The organism is Methylophilus sp. 'Pure River' (assembly GCF_046765995.1).
In the GTDB taxonomy this organism is placed as follows: domain Bacteria; phylum Pseudomonadota; class Gammaproteobacteria; order Burkholderiales; family Methylophilaceae; genus Methylophilus.
The window spans coordinates 82,664-102,738 of the sequence record NZ_JBKOUE010000012.1 but is presented as its reverse complement, the minus strand read 5'-3'; the positions used below and the strand labels follow the sequence as shown (position 1 = coordinate 102,738).

At 50.8% G+C, this 20,075-nt stretch carries 17 protein-coding genes; 15 read left to right on the top strand and 2 right to left on the bottom strand.

The genetic code is table 11. The features are described from left to right. From ACIDE9_RS13795 to ACIDE9_RS13725, 15 genes are all read left to right on the top strand, one after another. Nucleotides 1–358: SPOR domain-containing protein (locus tag ACIDE9_RS13795; protein ID WP_411995258.1), on the top strand; the 358-nt coding region annotated here is incomplete at its 5' end. A gap of 8 nt (nucleotides 359–366) precedes the next feature. Further along, entirely contained in the window at nucleotides 367–885 is a 519-nt protein-coding gene (locus ACIDE9_RS13790; protein WP_411995257.1) for a CvpA family protein, read from the top strand. A 31-nt stretch (nucleotides 886–916) separates the two neighbouring features. Further along, the gene (gene purF / locus ACIDE9_RS13785) at nucleotides 917–2,452 is read left to right on the top strand and encodes an amidophosphoribosyltransferase (RefSeq protein WP_411995256.1); all 1,536 of its coding nucleotides are present in this window, start codon (nucleotides 917–919) and stop codon (nucleotides 2,450–2,452) included. A gap of 195 nt (nucleotides 2,453–2,647) precedes the next feature. Beyond that, nucleotides 2,648–3,835: an O-succinylhomoserine sulfhydrylase gene (locus ACIDE9_RS13780; protein ID WP_411995255.1), complete on the top strand. Its 1,188-nt coding sequence runs from the start codon at nucleotides 2,648–2,650 to the stop codon at nucleotides 3,833–3,835. Between the two features lie 183 nt (nucleotides 3,836–4,018). After that, complete coding sequence (gene gyrA, locus ACIDE9_RS13775; protein ID WP_194742043.1) at nucleotides 4,019–6,589, top strand: DNA gyrase subunit A; 2,571 nt, start codon at nucleotides 4,019–4,021, stop codon at nucleotides 6,587–6,589. Nucleotides 6,590–6,613: 24 nt separating this feature from the next. Continuing rightward, entirely contained in the window at nucleotides 6,614–7,693 is a 1,080-nt protein-coding gene (gene serC / locus ACIDE9_RS13770) for a 3-phosphoserine/phosphohydroxythreonine transaminase (protein WP_411995254.1), read from the top strand. Nucleotides 7,694–7,716: 23 nt separating this feature from the next. Then, nucleotides 7,717–8,799 (top strand): prephenate dehydratase, encoded by a 1,083-nt coding sequence (gene pheA, locus ACIDE9_RS13765; protein ID WP_194754381.1) that lies wholly within the window; start codon nucleotides 7,717–7,719, stop codon nucleotides 8,797–8,799. Nucleotides 8,800–8,807: 8 nt separating this feature from the next. Further along, entirely contained in the window at nucleotides 8,808–9,920 is a 1,113-nt protein-coding gene (gene hisC, locus ACIDE9_RS13760; protein WP_411995253.1) for a histidinol-phosphate transaminase, read from the top strand. Continuing rightward, a complete protein-coding gene (locus tag ACIDE9_RS13755; RefSeq protein WP_411995252.1) occupies nucleotides 9,917–10,999 on the top strand; it encodes a 3-deoxy-7-phosphoheptulonate synthase in 1,083 nt (360 codons plus the stop codon). The genes hisC and ACIDE9_RS13755 overlap by 4 nt, the downstream gene beginning before the upstream one ends. A 280-nt stretch (nucleotides 11,000–11,279) precedes the next feature. Continuing rightward, nucleotides 11,280–12,221, top strand: a complete 942-nt coding sequence (gene pqqB, locus ACIDE9_RS13750; protein WP_194754384.1) for a pyrroloquinoline quinone biosynthesis protein PqqB — start codon at nucleotides 11,280–11,282, stop codon at nucleotides 12,219–12,221. 9 nt (nucleotides 12,222–12,230) lie between these two features. Then, nucleotides 12,231–12,995: a pyrroloquinoline-quinone synthase PqqC gene (pqqC, locus tag ACIDE9_RS13745; protein ID WP_194754385.1), complete on the top strand. Its 765-nt coding sequence runs from the start codon at nucleotides 12,231–12,233 to the stop codon at nucleotides 12,993–12,995. A 35-nt stretch (nucleotides 12,996–13,030) separates the two neighbouring features. Continuing rightward, nucleotides 13,031–13,315 carry a pyrroloquinoline quinone biosynthesis peptide chaperone PqqD gene (gene pqqD, locus ACIDE9_RS13740; protein WP_194742036.1) on the top strand — a complete coding sequence of 95 codons (285 nt, stop codon included), beginning with the start codon at nucleotides 13,031–13,033 and terminating at the stop codon, nucleotides 13,313–13,315. A 17-nt stretch (nucleotides 13,316–13,332) separates the two neighbouring features. Next, complete coding sequence (pqqE, locus tag ACIDE9_RS13735; protein WP_194742035.1) at nucleotides 13,333–14,514, top strand: pyrroloquinoline quinone biosynthesis protein PqqE; 1,182 nt, start codon at nucleotides 13,333–13,335, stop codon at nucleotides 14,512–14,514. A gap of 79 nt (nucleotides 14,515–14,593) precedes the next feature. Continuing rightward, nucleotides 14,594–15,808, top strand: a complete 1,215-nt coding sequence (locus ACIDE9_RS13730; RefSeq protein ID WP_411995251.1) for a multidrug effflux MFS transporter — start codon at nucleotides 14,594–14,596, stop codon at nucleotides 15,806–15,808. A 133-nt stretch (nucleotides 15,809–15,941) separates the two neighbouring features. Continuing rightward, nucleotides 15,942–16,628 carry a hypothetical protein gene (locus ACIDE9_RS13725; RefSeq protein WP_194754388.1) on the top strand — a complete coding sequence of 229 codons (687 nt, stop codon included), beginning with the start codon at nucleotides 15,942–15,944 and terminating at the stop codon, nucleotides 16,626–16,628. 38 nt (nucleotides 16,629–16,666) lie between these two features. On the opposite strand, the gene ACIDE9_RS13720 is transcribed toward ACIDE9_RS13725, so the two are convergent. Both ACIDE9_RS13720 and ppsA read right to left on the bottom strand, forming a co-directional pair. Beyond that, on the bottom strand, nucleotides 16,667–17,470 hold the full coding sequence (locus tag ACIDE9_RS13720; protein ID WP_194742032.1) for a pyruvate, water dikinase regulatory protein: 804 nt from the start codon (nucleotides 17,468–17,470) through the stop codon (nucleotides 16,667–16,669). Nucleotides 17,471–17,507: 37 nt separating this feature from the next. Continuing rightward, entirely contained in the window at nucleotides 17,508–19,880 is a 2,373-nt protein-coding gene (gene ppsA / locus ACIDE9_RS13715; protein WP_411995250.1) for a phosphoenolpyruvate synthase, read from the bottom strand. Between the last annotated feature and the right edge of the window lie 195 nt (nucleotides 19,881–20,075).

Genomic DNA, 20,075 nt, shown 5'->3' with positions numbered 1-20,075 from the left:
AGTTGAACCCAAAGTTGAACCCAAAGTTGAACCCAAAGTTGAACCCAAAGTTGAACCCAAAGTTGAACCCAAAGTTGCGGCAGCCAAGGCTGAGGCTAAAGAAGAGTCTGTTGCATCCGATAAAAAAACGGGTAAGTTCTTTGTGCAGTTTGGTGTGTTTTCTGACCCTAAGAACCTGGAAAACCTGCAAGGCAAGCTGAAGCAGGCTGGGTTTGAATCGGCCACTGAAAAAGTGGATGCGGCTGGCCAGAAATTACGCTTGCGCACACGTACTTATGCCACACGTAATGATGCCGCTGCCGCATTGAAAAAACTGGAAGCGGCCGGGTTTAGCGGTATTGTCGCCAGCAAGTCCTGATGTCGGCCATGACGGTTTTTGATTATCTGGTACTGGGCATTATCGGCTTTTCCATTTTGGTCGGGCTGATGCGTGGCGCCATTCGTGAGTTGTTTTCTGTGCTGGGCTGGGTGCTGGCTTTTTACCTGGCAAACCGCTTTAATGGCGAAGTCATCAGTTATATGCCTGAGCAGATACCTGGCGATGCAGTGAAAGCCATGGCAGCTTTTTTAGTGGTTTTTTTACTGGTACTGTTCGTGAGCACCTTGCTGGCCTTGTTGCTGACCACTTTAATCAAGGCCGTGGGCTTGGGTGGACTTAACCGGGTGTTGGGCGGTTTGGCCGGGATTGTGAAAGGGGTGTTGGTAGTGTGTATCCTGGTGATGCTGGCTGCCATGACCGATTTACCCAAGGATCCGCGCTGGACGAACGCAACATTCAGTGCGCCAGTAGAAGCGTTGGTCTTGAAATTATTGCCGTGGATGCCATCTAGTATTGCAAGGCACGTGCATTTGGATCATCAGCGGGTAGATGAGTCTGCCATTTAATTTGTAATCAAGTGTTTGATAGGATGTCGCTATGTGTGGAATTATCGGTATTGTAGGCAAAAACCCGGTGAATCAGTTGTTGTATGACGGATTGCTGGTATTACAGCACCGTGGTCAGGATGCCGCTGGTATTGTCACTTGTGATGGCAACACTTTCCACATGCACAAAAACAATGGCCTGGTGAAAGATGTATTTCACACCCGCCATATGCGTAACCTGATCGGCAATGTGGGTATTGCCCATGTACGTTATCCGACCGCCGGCTCCTCCAGCGCGGCTGAAGCGCAGCCGTTCTACGTAAACTCACCATTTGGTATTGTGTTGGGCCATAACGGTAACTTGACCAATTCCGAGCAACTCAAGTCTGAAATGTTCAGGCAAGATTTACGTCACATCAATACCAACTCTGATTCAGAAGTGTTGTTGAACGTGTTGGCACATGAAATCGAAAGCACATCTAAAAATGCCTTGCTTAACAGTGACATGGTGTTTGATGCCGTGGCTGGTGTGCACAGACGTTGTAAAGGTGCTTATGCCGTGGTGGCGATGATCGCCAACTTTGGTTTGCTGGCCTTCCGTGATCCACATGGTATTCGTCCTTTGGTGATCGGCAAGCAGGAGACTGACAAGGGCACCGAATATATTGTCGCCTCTGAAAGCGTGGCGCTGGATGTGTTGGGCTTTACCATGTTGCGTGATGTGGAGCCTGGTGAAGCGGTATTTATCGATATGGACGGTAACCTGTTCAGCCGTCAATGTGCGACCAATCCAAAACTGACTTCCTGTATTTTTGAATACGTTTACCTGGCACGTCCTGACTCTGTGATTGACGGTGTATCGGTATACCAGACACGCCTGGATATGGGCACATTGCTGGCTGAAAAAATCAAGCGTGAATGGGCCGATAAACAGATTGATGTGGTGATTCCTATCCCGGACACCAGCCGTCCAAGTGCATTGCAGTTGGGTATTGCTTTGGGCCTGGATTACCGTGAAGGCTTTATCAAAAACCGTTATATCGGCCGTACTTTTATTATGCCTGGTCAGGCATTGCGTAAAAAATCCGTACGCCAGAAGCTGAACCCGATCGGCATTGAGTTCAAAGGCAAGAATGTGCTGCTGGTCGATGACTCGATTGTGCGTGGCACGACTTCGCAACAAATCGTGCAAATGGCTCGCGATGCCGGTGCGAGCAAGGTTTACTTCGCTTCTGCGGCGCCACCGGTGCGTTACCCGAATGTGTACGGCATTGATATGCCTAGCCGTCATGAGTTGTTGGCGACCAATCGTACTGATGAGGAAATTTGTGCTGAAATTGGTGCTGATGCGCTGATTTACCAAGACCTGGATGCTTTGCGTGAAAGCATCACCAAGTCTAATCCGCACATGACTGAGTTTGACTGCAGCTGCTTTGATGGTAAATATGTCACTGGCGATATTGATGCGGCTTATTTGAACCGCATTGAGTCTGCGCGCAGTGATATGAATAAAAAGCAATTGCCGCCAAACTCGACCACGCAATTGGATTTAAACCTGTTATCTACAGACCTGGTAGGGGCCGATTAGAAGTTGACAGGCGCCGGCAAAAGGCGTTTAATGAAATTGCGCTGATTTGAGTGGCGAACTTTAAACGAAGCCAAACTCAGCTTGCGAGCGCATTATAAATACCGCTAAAGCGAGAGCCCCAAAGACCCGTTTTAGCGCAATGCTGAAACGGGTTTTTTATTGCCGTCCGTATCCCGGACAGAAGATTGAGGAAACATGAACGACCAATACCATTTGGAAACGCTGGCGGTGCGCGCTGGCACACTCACCACCGAGTTTGGTGAAAACTCTGAAGCCTTGTTTTTAAACTCCAGTTTTCGCTTTAATAGTGCGGCACAGGCGGCAGCGCGTTTTGGTGGCACCGAGCCAGGTAATATTTACTCGCGTTTTACCAATCCGACGGTCACCATGTTTCAGGATAAACTGGCTGCCTTGGAAGGGGCCGAGCAGTGCGTGGCGACTGCCAGTGGCATGTCTGCGATCCTGGCTTGCATTATGGGCATTTGCAGCGCAGGCGACCATATCGTGGCCTCCCGTAGCATTTTTGGCACCACCGTGCAGCTGTTTACCAATATTCTCAAGCGCTGGGGGCTGGAAGTGACCCTGGTGTCACTCACCGATGTGGAGGCATGGAAAGCCGCTGCCAAGCCAAATACAAAATTGTTTTTTGCAGAAACCCCTTCTAACCCACTGACTGAAGTGGGTGACATTGCCAGGCTGGCAGAAGTGGCGCATGCCGCAGGTGCCTACCTGGCGGTGGATAACTGCTTTTGTACACCGGCCTTGCAACAGCCACTTAAGTTGGGGGCGGATATTGTGATTCATTCTGCGACCAAGTATATCGATGGCCAGGGCAGAGTGCTGGGCGGTGCAGTGCTGGGTAGCAAAGCATTGATTGAGCTGGTCTATGGCTTCTTGCGTACGGCAGGCGTCACCATGAGCGCCTTTAATGCCTGGGTGTTCGTCAAGGGGTTGGAAACCTTGCAAGTGCGTATGGAGGCCCATGCCGCGCGTGCACTGGCATTGGCGCAGTGGCTGGAGCAGCAGCCTGGCGTTGAGCGCGTCTATTACCCGGGTTTACCGTCACATCCGCAATATGCGCTGGCACAAAAACAGCAGCGCTTGGGTGGCGGCATTGTCACCTTTGAGGTTAAACCAAAGGCGGGCCAAACGGCGCAAGAGGCGGCATGGGCGTTAATTGATGCCACGCGCCTGATTTCGATCACGGCCAACCTCGGCGATGCAAAATCTACCATCACGCATCCTGCAACGACCACGCATAGTCGCGTGAGCGCTGAAGCCAGGGCTGAAGCTGGCATTAAAGATAATCTGGTCAGGATTGCTGTTGGCCTGGAACATGTAGAGGACCTGAAGGCGGACTTGCAGCTGTTGACGCGCGCTTAATGCAGCATCGTTGACGGCAATCATCACTGCATGGGGAGCAAAATTGCTCCCCATTGTTTTTTCTGGCGGCTCATATGTCGGCGCTGCGTGGTTAATTGGCCTGGCAGCCGCGATTTGGCAAGCCAGATTACGCTAGATATGCTAAAATCGCGTGATAACTTTTAACTATAAATTGGGTCAAGAATGAGTCAGTCTCCAGATCAATTTGCTAAAGAAACCCTGCCTATCAGCTTAGAAGACGAGATGCGTCGCAGCTACCTCGATTACGCCATGAGCGTGATTGTGGGGCGTGCGCTTCCCGATGTGCGTGATGGTTTAAAGCCTGTGCACAGACGCGTACTGTTCGCCATGCACGAGCTGTCTAATGACTACAACAAGCCTTATAAAAAATCTGCCCGTATTGTCGGTGACGTGATCGGTAAGTACCATCCGCACGGCGATACCGCGGTATATGACACGATTGTGCGTATGGCGCAGGACTTCTCTCTGCGCTACATGTTGGTCGACGGCCAGGGTAACTTTGGTTCTGTGGATGGCGACAATGCGGCGGCGATGCGGTATACCGAAATCCGCATGTCCAAGATTGCCCATGAGTTGCTGGCAGATATTGAAAAAGAGACGGTAGACTTTGGCCCTAACTACGATGGTAGCGAGCAAGAACCGCTGATTATGCCAACGCGTATTCCTAACCTGCTGATTAACGGCAGCTCAGGGATTGCGGTGGGGATGGCGACCAATATTCCGCCACATAACCTGAACGAAGTGCTGAACGCCTGTTTTGCGCTGCTGAAAAACCCTGAAATCAGCGTCGATGAACTGATTGAGTTTATTCCGGCGCCAGACTTTCCGACCGCAGGCATTATTTATGGCACGGTAGGCGTCAAAGAGGGCTACCGCACTGGTCGTGGCCGTGTCGTGATGCGTGGCCGCACCCACTTTGAAGACCTGGAAAAAGGCGGCCGCCAGTCCATTATTATTGATGAGTTACCGTATCAGGTTAACAAGAAAACACTGATTGAAAAAATCGCCGAGCTGGTTAACGAGAAGAAGATCGAAGGTATTTCTGACCTGCGTGACGAGTCTGATAAATCAGGCATGCGTGTGGTCATTGAGCTCAAGCGCGGCGAAGTGCCAGAGGTCATTTTAAACAACCTCTACAAGCAGACACAGCTACAAGACACCTTCGGCATGAACATGGTGGCGCTGATGGATGGCCAGCCACGCTTGCTCAACCTGAAACAGATGCTGGAAGCCTTCTTGCGCCACCGCCGCGAAGTGGTGACACGCCGTACCGTATTCGAACTGCGCAAAGCTCGTGACCGCGGCCATGTGCTGGAAGGCCTGGCTGTGGCACTGGCGAACGTGGACGAGATGATTGCCATCATCAAAGCTGCGCCAACGCCACCAGAAGCGAAAAAAGAATTGATGGCGCGTAGCTGGAACTCACCAGTGGTTGAGGAAATGCTTAAACGTGCGGCCATGGAGGCCTCGCGTCCAGAAGGCTTGTCTGTAGACTTTGGCATGACGCCCAAAGGCTACAAGTTGTCTGATGTGCAGGCGCAGGAAATCCTGCAAATGCGCTTGCAACGCCTGACTGGCCTGGAACAGGACAAGATTGTCAATGAATACAAAGAGGTAATGGATATCATCGCCGACTTGCTCGATATCCTGGCCAAGCCAGAGCGCGTGACCGCGATTATTGTCGAAGAGTTGAATGAAATCCAGAAACAGTTTGGTGATAAACGCCGTTCCGAAATTGAGCAAAACACGCAAGATTTGTCGCTAGAAGACCTGATTACACCGCAAGATGTGGTAGTGACGCTATCGCACACCGGCTATGTCAAATCCCAGCCACTGGATGAGTACCGCGCGCAACGCCGTGGTGGCCGTGGCAAGCAGGCGGCAGCCACGAAGGAAGATGACTTCATCGACAAGATGTTTGTGGCGAATACGCATGATTACATCCTGTGCTTTAGCAGCCGTGGCCGTGTTTATTGGCTGAAAGTCTACGAAGTGCCGCAAGGTAGCCGTGTCAGCCGTGGTAAACCGATTGTGAACCTGTTCCCGTTGGAAGAGGGCGAAAAAATCAATGCCATCTTGCCGGTGAAAGAGTTCGACGAAAATCACTACGTGTTTATGGCGACAGCCAAAGGCACCGTGAAAAAGACCGCACTGACGGAGTTTGCTAACCCACGTAAGTCCGGCATTATCGCGATTAACCTGGATGAAGGTGATTACCTGATTGGTGCCGAAGTGACCAATGGCCAGAACGACATTGTGCTGGTTTCCAATGGGGGTAAAGCGGTCTGGTTTACTGAGGACGATGTGCGTCCGATGGGCCGTGCAACGCGTGGTGTACGTGGCATGAAACTGGCCGCTAAACAGCAGGTGCTGTCCTTGCTGATTGCTGAAAATGACCAGCAGTCTGTCTTGGTCGCCACCGAGAACGGTTACGGCAAGCGTACGGTGCTGTCAGAGTTCCGTCATTCTGGCCGTGGTACCCAAGGCGTGAAAGCCATTGCCATCAGTGAACGTAACGGCTTGGCTGTGGCGGCAAGACTGGTGACGGCAGAAGACGAAATCATGTTGATTACCACGGGTGGCGTATTGATCCGTACCCGCGTCAAGGAAATCCGCGATATGGGCCGTGCCGCACAAGGTGTGACCCTGATTAACCTGGGTGAAGGTGAGAAGTTGTCAGGTCTGGAGAAAATCGTAGAGACCGACGATGATGGTGACGAGACTGAAGAATAAGTACAGCGAAGAATAAATACACGCATGAAGAAAATCTTTAATTTTTCTGCCGGTCCGGCAGTGTTGCCTAAAGCTGTGTTGGAGCGCGCGCAAGCTGAAATGCTAGACTGGCATGGCTCCGGTATGAGCGTGATGGAAATGTCACATCGCGGCAAGGAATTCACCAGCATCCTGGAAAAAACCGAAGCCGATTTGCGCAAACTTCTGGCTATTCCAGCCAATTACAAAGTGTTGTTCTTGCAGGGCGGGGCGATTGCCGAAAATGCCATCATCCCCATGAACCTGCTGAACGGCAAGTCTGCGGATTATGTGGTCACTGGCTCTTGGAGCAAGCGCAGCGTAGAAGACGCGAAAGCCTACGGCCAGATTAATGTCGTTGCCAGTGCAGAGACTGGTGGCTTTACCACCGTGCCCGCTTTTACCGACTGGAAACTGAACAAAGACGCGGCTTACGTGCACTATTGCACCAACGAAACCATCAACGGCGTTGAGTTTCTGGAGGTACCAGATACGCATGGAGTGCCAATTGTGGCGGATATGTCGTCACATATTTTGTCGCGCCCAATCGATGTTTCAAAATATGGTGTGATTTATGGCGGCGCACAAAAAAATATCGGCCCGGCAGGCTTGTGCCTGGTGATTGTGCGTGAAGACTTGCTTGAACAGGCCTCAGCACTGACCCCGGCGGTATTCCATTGGAAAACCCAGGCCGATAACCAGAGTATGATTAACACGCCACCGACCTATAGCATTTATATTGCTGGCCTGGTGTTCGAGTGGTTACTAGCGCAAGGCGGCGTGGAAGCGATTGAGAAAATCAATATTGCCAAAGCCAACTTGTTATACAACTACCTGGATCAAACCGAGTTTTATCACAATGACATTGAACCAGCTTACCGCTCGCGTATGAATATCCCGTTCCGTTTGCGTGATGAAAGCCTCAATGACGCTTTTTTGAAGGCTGCTGATGCGCGTGGCTTGCTGCAATTAAAAGGCCATCGTTCCGTCGGTGGCATGCGTGCCAGTATTTACAACGCCATGCCGATTGAAGGTGTGCAGGCATTGGTCGAATTCATGCAGGAATTCGAAAAAAGTCACTCATAAAACACTTTAAATATTACTTTTAAATGTCTGATTTATTAAAACAATTTAGAGATAAAATTGATGCGATTGATACGCAGGTGCTGACGCTCGTCAATGAGCGCGCAGCGCTTGCACGCGAGATCGGGCATTTGAAAGATGATGGTGTCATTTATCGCCCTGAGCGTGAAGCGCAGGTCATACGGCGCCTGCAGTCTGAAAACCAGGGCCCCTTGTCGCCTGAGGCGGTAAGTCATCTTTTCCGTGCGGTCATGTCCAATTGCCGCGCCCTTGAAAAAGAACTTTCCATTGCTTTCTTGGGCCCATTAGGCACTTACAGCGAAGAAGCCGCGCTCAAGCAGTTTGGCGAGGGCCGTCAGGCCGTCGTCTGTGCAAGCATTGATGAAGTATTCCGCACCGTAGAAGCTGGACAGGCCGACTACGGCGTGGTGCCGGTTGAAAACTCCACCGAGGGTGCTGTGGGCATTACTCTGGATTTGCTACTATCTAGCCCCTTGCAGGTAATCGGTGAAATCACTTTGCCTGTGCATCACTGCCTGTTATCTGCTCAGCAGGATATCCGCCAGATCAGCCATGTGTTTTCGCATGCGCAATCTTTGTCGCAATGTCATGAATGGTTAAACAAACACTTGCCGAATGCGGCACGTGAGGCGGTGACCAGCAATGCGCGTGCCGCACAGATGATTCATGAGTTAGTCGCCAGTGAAGGTACGTTTGCGGCGGCAATTGCCAGCAAGCGTGCGGCCGAACTGTTTGACTTGCATATCCTTGCTGAAAATATCGAGGATGACCCGAAAAATACCACACGCTTCCTGGTGGTGGGCAATCACGGTGTTGCGCCTTCCGGTCAGGACAAAACCTCGCTGGTCATGAGTGCACACAACAAGCCTGGTGCCGTGTTGCAGTTGCTGGAGCCATTTTCACGCCATGGCGTCAGCATGACCAAGCTGGAGTCACGCCCGTCGCGTCAAAACTTGTGGAATTACGTGTTCTTTGTGGATATCGAAGGCCATCAGCAACAACCTGCCGTACAGGCCGCACTGAAAGATCTTGCTGAGCGCGCCACTTTACTCAAAGTGTTGGGCTCTTACCCAACCGCTATTATTTAAAGCACTCTATGTCGTCATCTGTCTCTTTAGCAGCGTTAGCTCCAGCCAATATTCGTGCCATTGCGCCATATCAAGGTGGCAAGCCTATCAGTGAATTAGCCCGTGAAATGGGCCTCAATGAAGCCGATATCGTTAAGCTGGCGTCTAATGAAAACCCCTTGGGCATGAGCCCTAAAGCACAAATGGCGCTGGAAGAGGCCATTTATGAGATTGCGCGTTATCCGGATGGCAACAGCTTTGCCTTGCGTGATGCCGTGAGCCACAAATATGGCGTGCAACCGGCACAAATTGTGTTTGGCAATGGTTCTAATGACATTCTGGAGCTGGCGGCACGTGCTTTCCTCACGGCAGGTGATGAAGCGATTTATTCCCAGCATGCGTTTGCCGTGTATCCATTAGTGACGCAAGCCGTTGGCGCCAATGGCGTGGTAGTGCCTGCAGTTGACTTTGGCCATGACTTGCCTGGTTTTTTAAAAGCTATTACGCCTAAAACCAAATTGATTTTTGTGGCAAACCCAAATAATCCAACCGGCACACTGATCAGCAAAACTGATTTAAAAGCCTTTTTACAGCAGGTGCCCAAGCACATCCTGGTGGTGCTGGACGAGGCGTATGACGAGTATTTGTCTTCGGTTGACAAGTCAGAAGCCATCACATGGCTAGCCGAATTTGAAAACCTGATTATTTCACGCACTTTTTCCAAGGCTTATGGCTTGGCAGGCTTGCGCGTGGGTTTTGGCCTGATGCATGCCACGTTGGCTGACTTAATGAACCGTGTGCGCCAGCCATTCAATGTGAATAGCCTGGCACAGGTGGCCGCGACGGTCTCATTGCAAGATGAGGATTTTGTGGCACGCAGTTATGCTGCTAATCAAGCTGGCATGACGCAGATTACGCAGGGGCTGGAGCAACTAGGCCTGAGCTATATTCCGTCTTATGGCAACTTTGTCAGTTTTAAAGTGACCAACGCCAGTGCCGTCAATCAGGCTTTGCTCAAGCAAGGCGTGATCGTACGTCCGGTGGCCAATTATGAGATGCCGGATTATTTGCGCGTCAGTATTGGTTTGTTTAGCGAAAACGCACGCTTCCTCGAAGTGCTGAAAAAGATTTTGAAGTCATGACTGTATACGAAAAATTAGCCACTGATGATGTAAGGGTGCTGGAAATTAAACCGCTGGTAAAACCGGCGGAATTGTTGTCACGCCTGCAGGAAAGTACGGTTAGTACACAAAACATCCTCAAAACACGCACTGCGATTCACCATATTTTGCATCAAGGCGATGACCGCTTACTGGTGATTGTCGGACCATGCTCGATTCACGATACTGACGCTGGTATGGAATATGCCAAACGCTTGCTGGACGTGCGTACGCGGCTGGCTGGTGAGTTGCTGATTGTCATGCGTGTCTACTTCGAGAAACCACGCACCACGGTGGGCTGGAAGGGCTTGATCAACGACCCGCATCTGGATGGCACTTACGACATTAACCAAGGCCTGGAAAAAGCACGCCGCTTTTTGCTGGATGTGAACGAGATTGGCATGCCGGCGGCAACGGAGTTTCTGGATGTCGTATCACCACAATACACGGCAGACCTGGTCAGTTGGGGCGCGATTGGTGCTCGCACAACGGAGTCGCAGATTCACCGCGAACTGGCTTCTGGATTGTCCTGCCCAGTAGGCTTTAAAAACGGTACTGACGGTGGTGCCAAAGTGGCGATAGACGCGATTAAAACCGCAGCCAGCCCGCACCACTTTTTGTCGATGACCAAAGAAGGCGAATCAGCCATTTTTGCGACCAAAGGCAATGAAGACTGCCATGTGATCTTGCGTGGGGGTAAAGCCCCTAATTACGACGCGCAAAGCGTGGCCGCCGTGTGTGACCAGTTAGCCGATGCAGGCCTGGCGCCTGTGTTGATGGTCGATTGCAGTCACGGCAATAGTCAAAAGCAATACAAAAACCAGATTGCAGTGGTGGATGATGTGGCTGCGCAAGTGTCTGCTGGCGATGCGCGCATTATCGGCGTGATGCTGGAGTCGCACCTGAATGAAGGCCGCCAGGACCATTCACCAGGCTGTAGCCTGAATTATGGCCAGTCGATTACCGATGCCTGCCTGGGCTGGGATGACTCGGTGGCTGTACTGGAAACGCTGGCTGCGGCAGTCAAAGCACGCCGCGAAAAGCATGCTTCAGAAGAGTAATCTATCGTTTTAATCAAAGCCGCGCCAGTGAGCGCGGCTTTTTTATGGGTGTTATCTCGCAAACAAGTATGCGCTCATGAAAATCATGAGCAGGGAATCATTGTCAGTTGCAGGCTGTTCATGCAACGCATGCGTATGATGCCAGTCTTACTTAACAGACATTGCAGGCCAGCGTTGCGCAAGGTTTGCGATGGATGCAGTAGTCACAAACAATTGTTGTATGATGAGGCTTGGTACTCTCTTGCAACCATGAATTAACAGAATTGAATAACGAGCGATTATGCATATACACGTATTAGGGGCTGGGGCAGGCGGTGGCTTTCCACAGTGGAACTGTAATTGTCCAAATTGTGACGGTCTGCGCAAAGGCACCATCAAGGCCAAACGCCGCACTCAGTCATCCATTTGTGTTTCCAGCAATGGCGTAGATTGGGTGTTGTTTAATGCATCTCCCGATGTGTTGCAGCAAATCCAGGAGTTTGCACCTCTGCAACCAGGCCGTGCCGTACGTGATAGCGGCATTCAAGGCATTGTGCTGATTGACGCGCAAATTGACCACACGACAGGCTTATTCATGTTGCGCGAAGGCCAGGTCAAGCGCGAGATTTACTGTACAAAAATGGTCTATGAAGACCTGACCACCGGTAACCAGATCCTGAATATCCTGGGCCACTATTGCGGTGTCAATCACCACGAAATCGCGATTGATGCCAACGATGTCAGCAATGCGCACAGTTTTGAAATCCCAGGCGTGCCTAACCTGCGCTTTACTGCGGTGGCATTAAAGAGTGCCGCACCGCCGTATTCCCCACACCGCAATGATCCGCATCCGGGTGACACCATAGGCGTGCTGATTGAAGAGATTTCTACCGGCAAGAAATGCTGGTACTCACCAGGCTTGGCAGAAATTGAGCCACATTTGCCACCACTGATGCATCAGGCTGATTGCATTATGGTGGACGGCACATTCTGGACCAATACTGAAATGCTGGATATGGGCTTAATGACCAAGACTGCGCGCAGTATCGGCCATAATCCACAATCTGGCCCAGGCGGCATGATAGAAGAGTTGGATAAGTTTGGTACGGATAAAGCAGTGCGTAAAGTGCTGATTCATATCAATAATACCAACCCGATTTTAAGGGAAGATTCCGCCGAGCGTGCAACTCTCAATGATCACAAGATCGAGGTGGCGTACGACGGCATGGACATCATTCTATAGGAGAACAATATGAACGCAGTGACTCAGGCACAGTTGCCATGGACCCGCGAAGAATTCGAAGCAAAGCTTCGCGAAAAAGGGCAGGGGTACCATATCTATCATCCGTTTCACGTGATGATGTATGAGGGTAAGTTGACTAAAGAACAATTGCAATGCTGGGTCGCTAACCGTTTTTATTACCAGATCGCGATTCCGATGAAGGATGCGGCGATTTTATCCAATTGCCCGGACAAGGAAGTGCGTAAACAATGGATCGTGCGTATTACTGACCATGATGGCGTCGATGACCAGATTGGCGGTATTGAGGCCTGGATTAAGCTCGGTGAAGCTGTTGGCCTGACGCGTGAGCAAGTGACCAGCCTGGAGCTGGTGTCACCAGGCGTGCGTTTTGCGGTGGATGCCTATATCAACTTTGCCAAACAGCGCCCCTGGCAAGAGAGCGTTTGCTCCAGCCTGACCGAGTTGTTTGCGCCACACATCCATCAGCAACGTATCAGCTCCTGGCCGAGCATGTACCCCTGGGTGAAAGAAGAAGGCCTGATGTACTTTAAAAAACGCCTGACCGAAGCGCGCCGCGATGTCGAGCAAGGCTTAAGCGTTACGCTGGATTACTTCAGTACTTCACGTGACATGCAGATGAAGGCACTGGAAATTTTGCAATTTAAGCTGAATGTGCTGTGGGTGATTGCAGACGCCATCATGCTGGCTTCGACCGAGATTAAAACCGAAGGGCGTGATTATCTGCGTCAGCCGGTCATCAACATTGAAAATTAAATGACCGACAAGTCAGCGTATTAGAAAGTAGACATATGGAAAACAATATTCAACACGCGGACATTTACGCGATTGCCTTACACCATCGCTTTCAATGGGAAGAGGCACAGCAAAGCTATGTCATCCTGTTTCCGGAAGGCATGGTCAAGTTGCATGGTGGCGCTGGCGAGATTCTCAAGCGCGTGGATGGCAAAGCGAGTGTTGGCGATATTGTGGCTGATTTGAAAACAACCTTTCCGGATGCCGAAGACATTGAGAGTGATATTTTAGGCATGTTCGACCTGGCCGTTGGTAAAGCCTGGTTGCGCAAGCTGAATTAATCCGCAAGGAGGGCATCATGGCACAGTTAAATAATGGTGTAGCAGCAAGCGTCACACAAAAGCAGCCTTTGTGGTTATTGGCTGAGGTGACCTATCGTTGCCCGCTGCATTGCGCGTTTTGTTATAACCCAACCGATTATGACAAGCACACCAAAAATGAATTAACGACCGAGCAATGGATTAGCGCCTTGCGTGACGCCCGTAAAATGGGCGCCATCCAGTTGGGCATTTCAGGCGGCGAGCCCCTACTGCGTGATGACATTGAAGAAATTGTCGCGGAGGCCCACAAGCTGGGCTATTACAGCAACCTGATTACTTCTGGTGTGGGCCTGACTGAAAAGCGTATCCAGGCCTTTAAAGAAGGCGGCCTGGATCATATCCAGCTTTCCATGCACGATGTGACTGAAGACATCAGCAACTTTATTACCAACACGCGCACCTTCGAGTTGAAGAAAAAAGTCGCAGCCATGATCAAATCGCATGGTTACCCCATGGTGCTCAATGTGGTGATACACCGCTACAATATTGACCAGGTTGGCAAAATCCTGGAAATGGCAGAAGCCTTGGGCGCGGATTATGTTGAGCTGGCCAATACGCAGTATTACGGATGGAGCCTGGTCAACCGTGATCAATTGATGCCTACGCGCGAGCAGTTAGATCGCGCAGAAGCGGCTACCAATGCGTTCAGGGAGCGCGTGGGCAATAAAATGAAGGTGTTCTTTGTCGTGCCGGATTATTTTGCTGACCGGCCCAAAAAATGTATGAATGGCTGGGGCGAAGTGTTTATGATTGTGACTGCCAATGGCGATGTGTTGCCATGTCATTCAGCCCGTGTGTTGCCAGGCATGACGTTCCCCAATGTACGTGAAAATGGCCTGGAATGGGCCTGGAAAGAGTCGCCCGCGTTTACTAAATACCGTGGCATGGAGTGGATGAAAGAGCCTTGCCGTAGCTGCGATGAAAAAGAGAATGATTTGGGCGGCTGCCGTTGCCAATCCTACTTGCTCAGTGGGGATGCTGAAATGGCGGATCCGGTATGTACCAAATCTCCAAACCGTCATTTGATTGATGAAGCCTTGGTCAATTCACAAAACCCCTTGGTCCGTGAGCAGCCCATCATTTTCAGAACGGACAAGAACTCCAAAAAATATGTCGAGGGTGACAAGGAAAGAATCGCGCAATTTCATGCCTTGCCTTAAGGCCGCTCATAGCGCAGGCATTGTGGCTTATAATCTTAAAGGTGCCTGAGGGCACCTTTGCTTTTTTACAAGGTTGTTCATGTTGATATCCCGTTCTTCTACCCTGGTGCTGGTCTTGGCTGGGCTGGCTGCATTAGCACCGTTTGCGATTGACACCTATCTGCCTGCTTTCCATGTGATGGCCGCGGAGTTTGGCACTGATGAACTGGCGATTCAGCAAAGCCTGACCTTGTATTTATTGCCCTATGCCGTGATGACCTTATGCCACGGCGCCATTTCAGATGCCATCGGGCGCATCACCACCATTAAATGGGGCCTGGCCATTTTCGCACTAGCGAGCCTGGGCTGTGCGTTTGCGCCGAATGTGCAGACTTTATGGTTATTCCGTGCGTTGCAAGGCGTGAGTGGCGGTGCAGGTAACACGGTGGCGCGCGCCATGGTGCGCGACCTGTTTTCAGGCGCGCAGGCGCAACGGGTGATGGCGACCGTGCAGCTGTTGTTCGGCATCGCGCCAGCCGTCGCGCCGATTTTAGGTGGCGTGTTACTAGGCATACACTGGCAAGCTATTTTTATTTTCTTATCGGTCTATGCCGCGATTGCACTATGGATGGCGGTGCGTTATCTGCCAGAAACGATGACGCCGGAAAAGCGTATTGTTTTTTCTGTGCAAGGAATCATCGCCACTTACGGCAGGATGCTTAAGCACAAGGTATTTCTAGGTCTGATCGCTTGCCTGGGCTTGAATTTCTCTGCATTTTTTATTTATGTGTTGGCCAGCCCAGTCTTTCTGGTTAAACATTTGCATTTAAACAGCCAGCAGTTTGGTTACCTATTTATTCCCACGGTGACAGGCATGATGCTAGGCTCCTGGATCTCACGGCATACTGCGGGCAAAGTGGCACCCGCGCGCATTCTGCACTGGGCATTTGCCTGGATGCTCTTCATTGCCAGCTGTAATGTAGGCGTGCAATGGTGGGCGAGCACTACCACGCACAGCGACTGGTGGCTGGCCATTTTACCGATCGCCTTGTTTAATGTGGGCATGGCCGCGGCCATGCCTGTGTTGTCGATAGCAGCGCTTGATTGCTATCCAGCATTACGCGGCACGGCCGCCTCAGCGCAGGCCTTTATGCAGATGCTATGCTCAACCTTGAGCTCGGCACTGATTGTGCCTTTGGTCTGGCATTCCACGCTAACATTAGCGGTTGCTATGCTGGCGATGACCTTGCTCAGTAGCCTGTTGTTATTGCTGGCGCGTCAGCCCAAACAGCCAGTGGTGATAAACACGCGCTAAGCGCAAGCGCCGAAATGTGGGGGATTTACCAATTTCATTACATGTTTGATCGACGACAACCTGTTTTAATATCAAACTGTCAATGCCTGCTGAATAATCAGGCATTATTCAGAATCAATCAGGGGAGTGAATCATGGAAATGACCAGAGAAGAAGAAGCTCGCAAAGCTTACGTCAAATTGCTGACCGGACAGGGTGTAAGTGAGCGTGTGCTGGTACAACGCGAGTTCATTATTATTCGAGTCAGTGCTTTTCTGAAAGATATCCCTTGTGATGGCAGCCATTACCGACATGCAGTCGACCGTTTTATTGCCAGCATCGATCCAGCTGAAATCCCCAGCATTCTGCCGGTCATTCGCGAGTTTTTCTCATTCTGGGTGCGTGATATCAAAGCCATTGCGGCCATGAGCCAGGCCAAAGTATTCAATGGCAGTACGCCGGTGGCCATGGTGACGCAAGACGAATTATTCAAGCATTGGTATGACCTGGATAAAACAGCCATGAACAGTCATGAAACTCAGGTCATGGACGCTTTTGAGCAAGTCACTCTGGTGCGCGGCTTTGAGCCTGCGGTGTTTAAAGAACGTATGCGCATGGCAAAATGCCTGCTGCTGTCTTTGCGCCACATTTCACACAAACAATCCCATAGCTACCGCCAGATGGTGGACAGAAACCTGCCATTGTTTAATGCGCTGGGTTCGCAGCACACCTTCCTCAGCGTCTCTCGTGAGTTTTATTATTTTTGGCGTGGCGACATGTTGAAGCCACAAACTGAACGCGTTCATACATCGCCAGCCCGTGAAATGGCAATGGCTGCCTAAGCAGCCATTGTGTCAACAACAAATCCTAGCCGCCAGCCTTAGCGCTGGCGAATTTTTTGCAGGATCAAGGCAGACAATTCTTCAATGGAGCGGCTAGTCGAGTCTGCCCAGGGGATGCCTGCACTGCGCATCATGCCTTCAGCAATTTCAATTTCCTTGCGGCAGTTATCCAGTGAGGCATAAAAGCTGTCCGGACGACGTTCATTACGTACAGAGTGCAAGCGCTCAGGCTTAATCGTCAGGCCAAAAATCTTGTCGATATTTTTTTGCAATGCGGCAGGTAAAGCGCCACGTTCAAAGTCTTCTGGAATCAACGGGTAGTTGGCTGCCTTGATGCCAAACTGCATGGCCAGGTAAATGCTAGTCGGCGTTTTGCCGCAGCGGGATACCCCGATTAGAATGACTTCCGCTTCATCGAGGCCGGTATTGGTCATGCCGTCATCATGGTTCAGCGTGAAATTAATCGCTTCCATACGCTCTGAGTAGCTGTTACCCATGGCGCTGTAAGCAATACTGGCGCCTGTGAGTGGCTCCTGGTTGAGCTCTGAGCCCAGCGGGTAAATAAAACGGTGGAATAAATCAATAAAGTAGGCGTTGGCCTGCTTGAGGTGGTTGCGGTGTTCGCCATTGCCGACGGACATAATCACAATCGGGCGAATACCATCCTGGTCTGCAATTTTCTGGATATGCTCGAAAGCTGCCTGAACCTTCTCGTCATTGTCGGTAAAGGGCAGGCGAGTGGTGGTGAATTTTGTATTCGGAAAGTGTTCCAGCAATTTGCTTAAGGCACCTGCCGTAATCCCCGTACCATCAGAAATAATAAACACAGAACGGTGATTCATACAGATGCCTCAAGTAATTGCTAATCAAGCCTAACGCTTATTTCTTTGTCAGACGCTGCCAGGTCGCGACCACAGTGTCAGGGTTCAGGGAAACAGACTGAATCCCTTCTGCGACCAGCCACTCGGCAAAGTCTTCATGGTCAGAAGGACCCTGACCACAAATACCAACGTATTTGCCTAAACGGTTACAGGTGTTGATTGCCATTTTCAGCAATACTTTCACCGCATCGTTACGCTCGTCAAAACCGTCAGCCAGAATACCTGAGTCACGGTCCATCCCCAATGTCAGCTGTGTCAGGTCGTTAGAGCCGATAGAGAAACCATCGAAATACTCCAGGAACTGTTCAGCCAGCAGCGCGTTGGCCGGGATTTCACACATCATGATCAGACGCAGGCCATTTTCGCCGCGCTTGAGGCCGTTGGCAGCCATGATTTCAGTCACGGCACGTGCTTCTTCCAGCGTACGTACGAATGGAATCATCAATTCAACGTTGACCAGGCCCAGTTCATCACGCACTTTCTTCATGGCTTGGCATTCCATGGCAAAGCACTCTTTAAAGTCTTCTGCCATATAACGTGCCGCACCGCGGAAACCGATCATCGGGTTTTCTTCGTCTGGCTCGTAAATGTCACCGCCAACCAGTTTTTTATACTCGTTAGACTTGAAGTCTGAAGTACGTACAATCACTGGTTTTGGATAGAATGCTGCCGCAATGGTCGCGACACCTTCGGCCACTTTATCAATGTAGAACTGTTTCGGGCTGGCATAGCCACGAGCGCGGTTTTTGATCGTTGCCTGCATTGCAGCTGGCATGGCGTCAACGTTCAGGATGGCTTTCGGGTGAATGCCTACCATGTTGTTAATCACGAACTCCAGACGCGCCAGTCCAACACCATCGTTTGGTGTTTGGGCAAAGGTGAACGCCATGTCAGGGTTGCCCACGTTCATCATGATCTTGCAAGGTGGTTTTGCCAGTGCGCTGTTAGATTGCGTAGAGACTTCGAAGTCCAATGCGCCGTGGTAAACAAAACCGGTTTCACCTTCAGCACAAGAAACGGTCACCATTTCGCCATCACGCAGCAGGTCAGTCGCATTCACAGAACCTACAATCGCCGGGATACCCAGTTCACGCGCAATAATCGCAGCGTGGCAAGTACGGCCGCCACGGTTGGTCACCAGTGCGCTGGCACGTTTCATCACTGGCTCCCAGTTAGGGTCAGTCATGTCAGCCACCAGTACGTCACCTGGCTGTACTTCATGCATCTCTGCCGGATCCAGCACGATACGCACTGGGCCCACGCCTACTTTTTGTGTCACGGCACGGCCAGCCACCACAGGCACTGAAGAGTGCTTTTGCAGTTTGAACGTTTCGGTCACGTTTTTCGCCGCTTCTTGTGACTTCACAGTCTCAGGACGTGCTTGCAGGATGTACAGCTTGTTATCCAGGCCGTTTTTGCCCCATTCGATATCCATAGGGCAACCATAGTGTTGCTCAATGGTCATGGCATAATCAGCCAGCTCAAGAATATCGGCATCAGTCAGCGAGTAGCGGTTGCTTTCTGCCGCATCTACATCCACTGTGTGTGTAGATTTACCCGCTTGGGTGGCGTCAGAAAACACCATTTTGATCAATTTGGAGCCCATGGTGCGACGCACGATGGCTGGCTTACCTTGTGCCAACAATGGCTTGTGTACATAGAACTCATCCGGGTTCACGGCACCTTGCACCACAGTTTCACCCAGGCCATAGGATGAAGTAATAAAGGCAACATCACGGTGACCAGATTCAGTATCAATGGTAAACATCACACCGGCACAGCCAATGTCTGAACGCACCATTTGTTGCACGCCTGCAGACAGGGCCACATCTGCGTGTACAAAACCTTTGTGTACACGGTAGGAGATTGCACGGTCGTTATACAAAGAAGCAAATACTTCTTTAATCGCATGGTTAATGTTGTCCAGGCCATGGATGTTCAGGAAAGACTCTTGCTGGCCAGCGAAAGACGCATCTGGTAAGTCTTCTGCCGTGGCAGAAGAGCGCACCGCAAAGGTGGTGCCTTGCGCTGATCGTTCAATCAGTTTGGCATAGTTTTCAGCAATGGCGGTCTGCAGTGCTGGTGGAAACTCGGCCTCCATGATCCACTGGCGGATCTGTGAACCAACGCGGGCCAGCTCCTGTGTATCGTCTGCGTTCAGCTTGTCCAGCAAGTCATTGATTTTGTTGTTTAATCCACCTTGCGCCAAAAACTCACGATAAGCATCCGCAGTGGTCGCAAAACCGGTAGGTACGCGTACGCCTTTGGCGGTGAGCTGAGAGATCATTTCGCCCAGAGAAGCGTTTTTGCCGCCTACAGACGGGACATCAGTGTTACGTAGATTCTCAAATGGAATAACATGACTTACCATATAAAACCCTTAATTATTTTAAAACTGGTGATAATCTATCGCGGAGTGCAACGGATTGAATTCGATAAATAGAGGCTGTCTACCGGACATCGTCTGATTACAGAATGACTTTTATATCGGCCATTATGCCAAAATCATGTTTTAATGTCACGTCGCCGTGAGGGTGGCATTTCATTTTTTTTAGCATCCCTATAA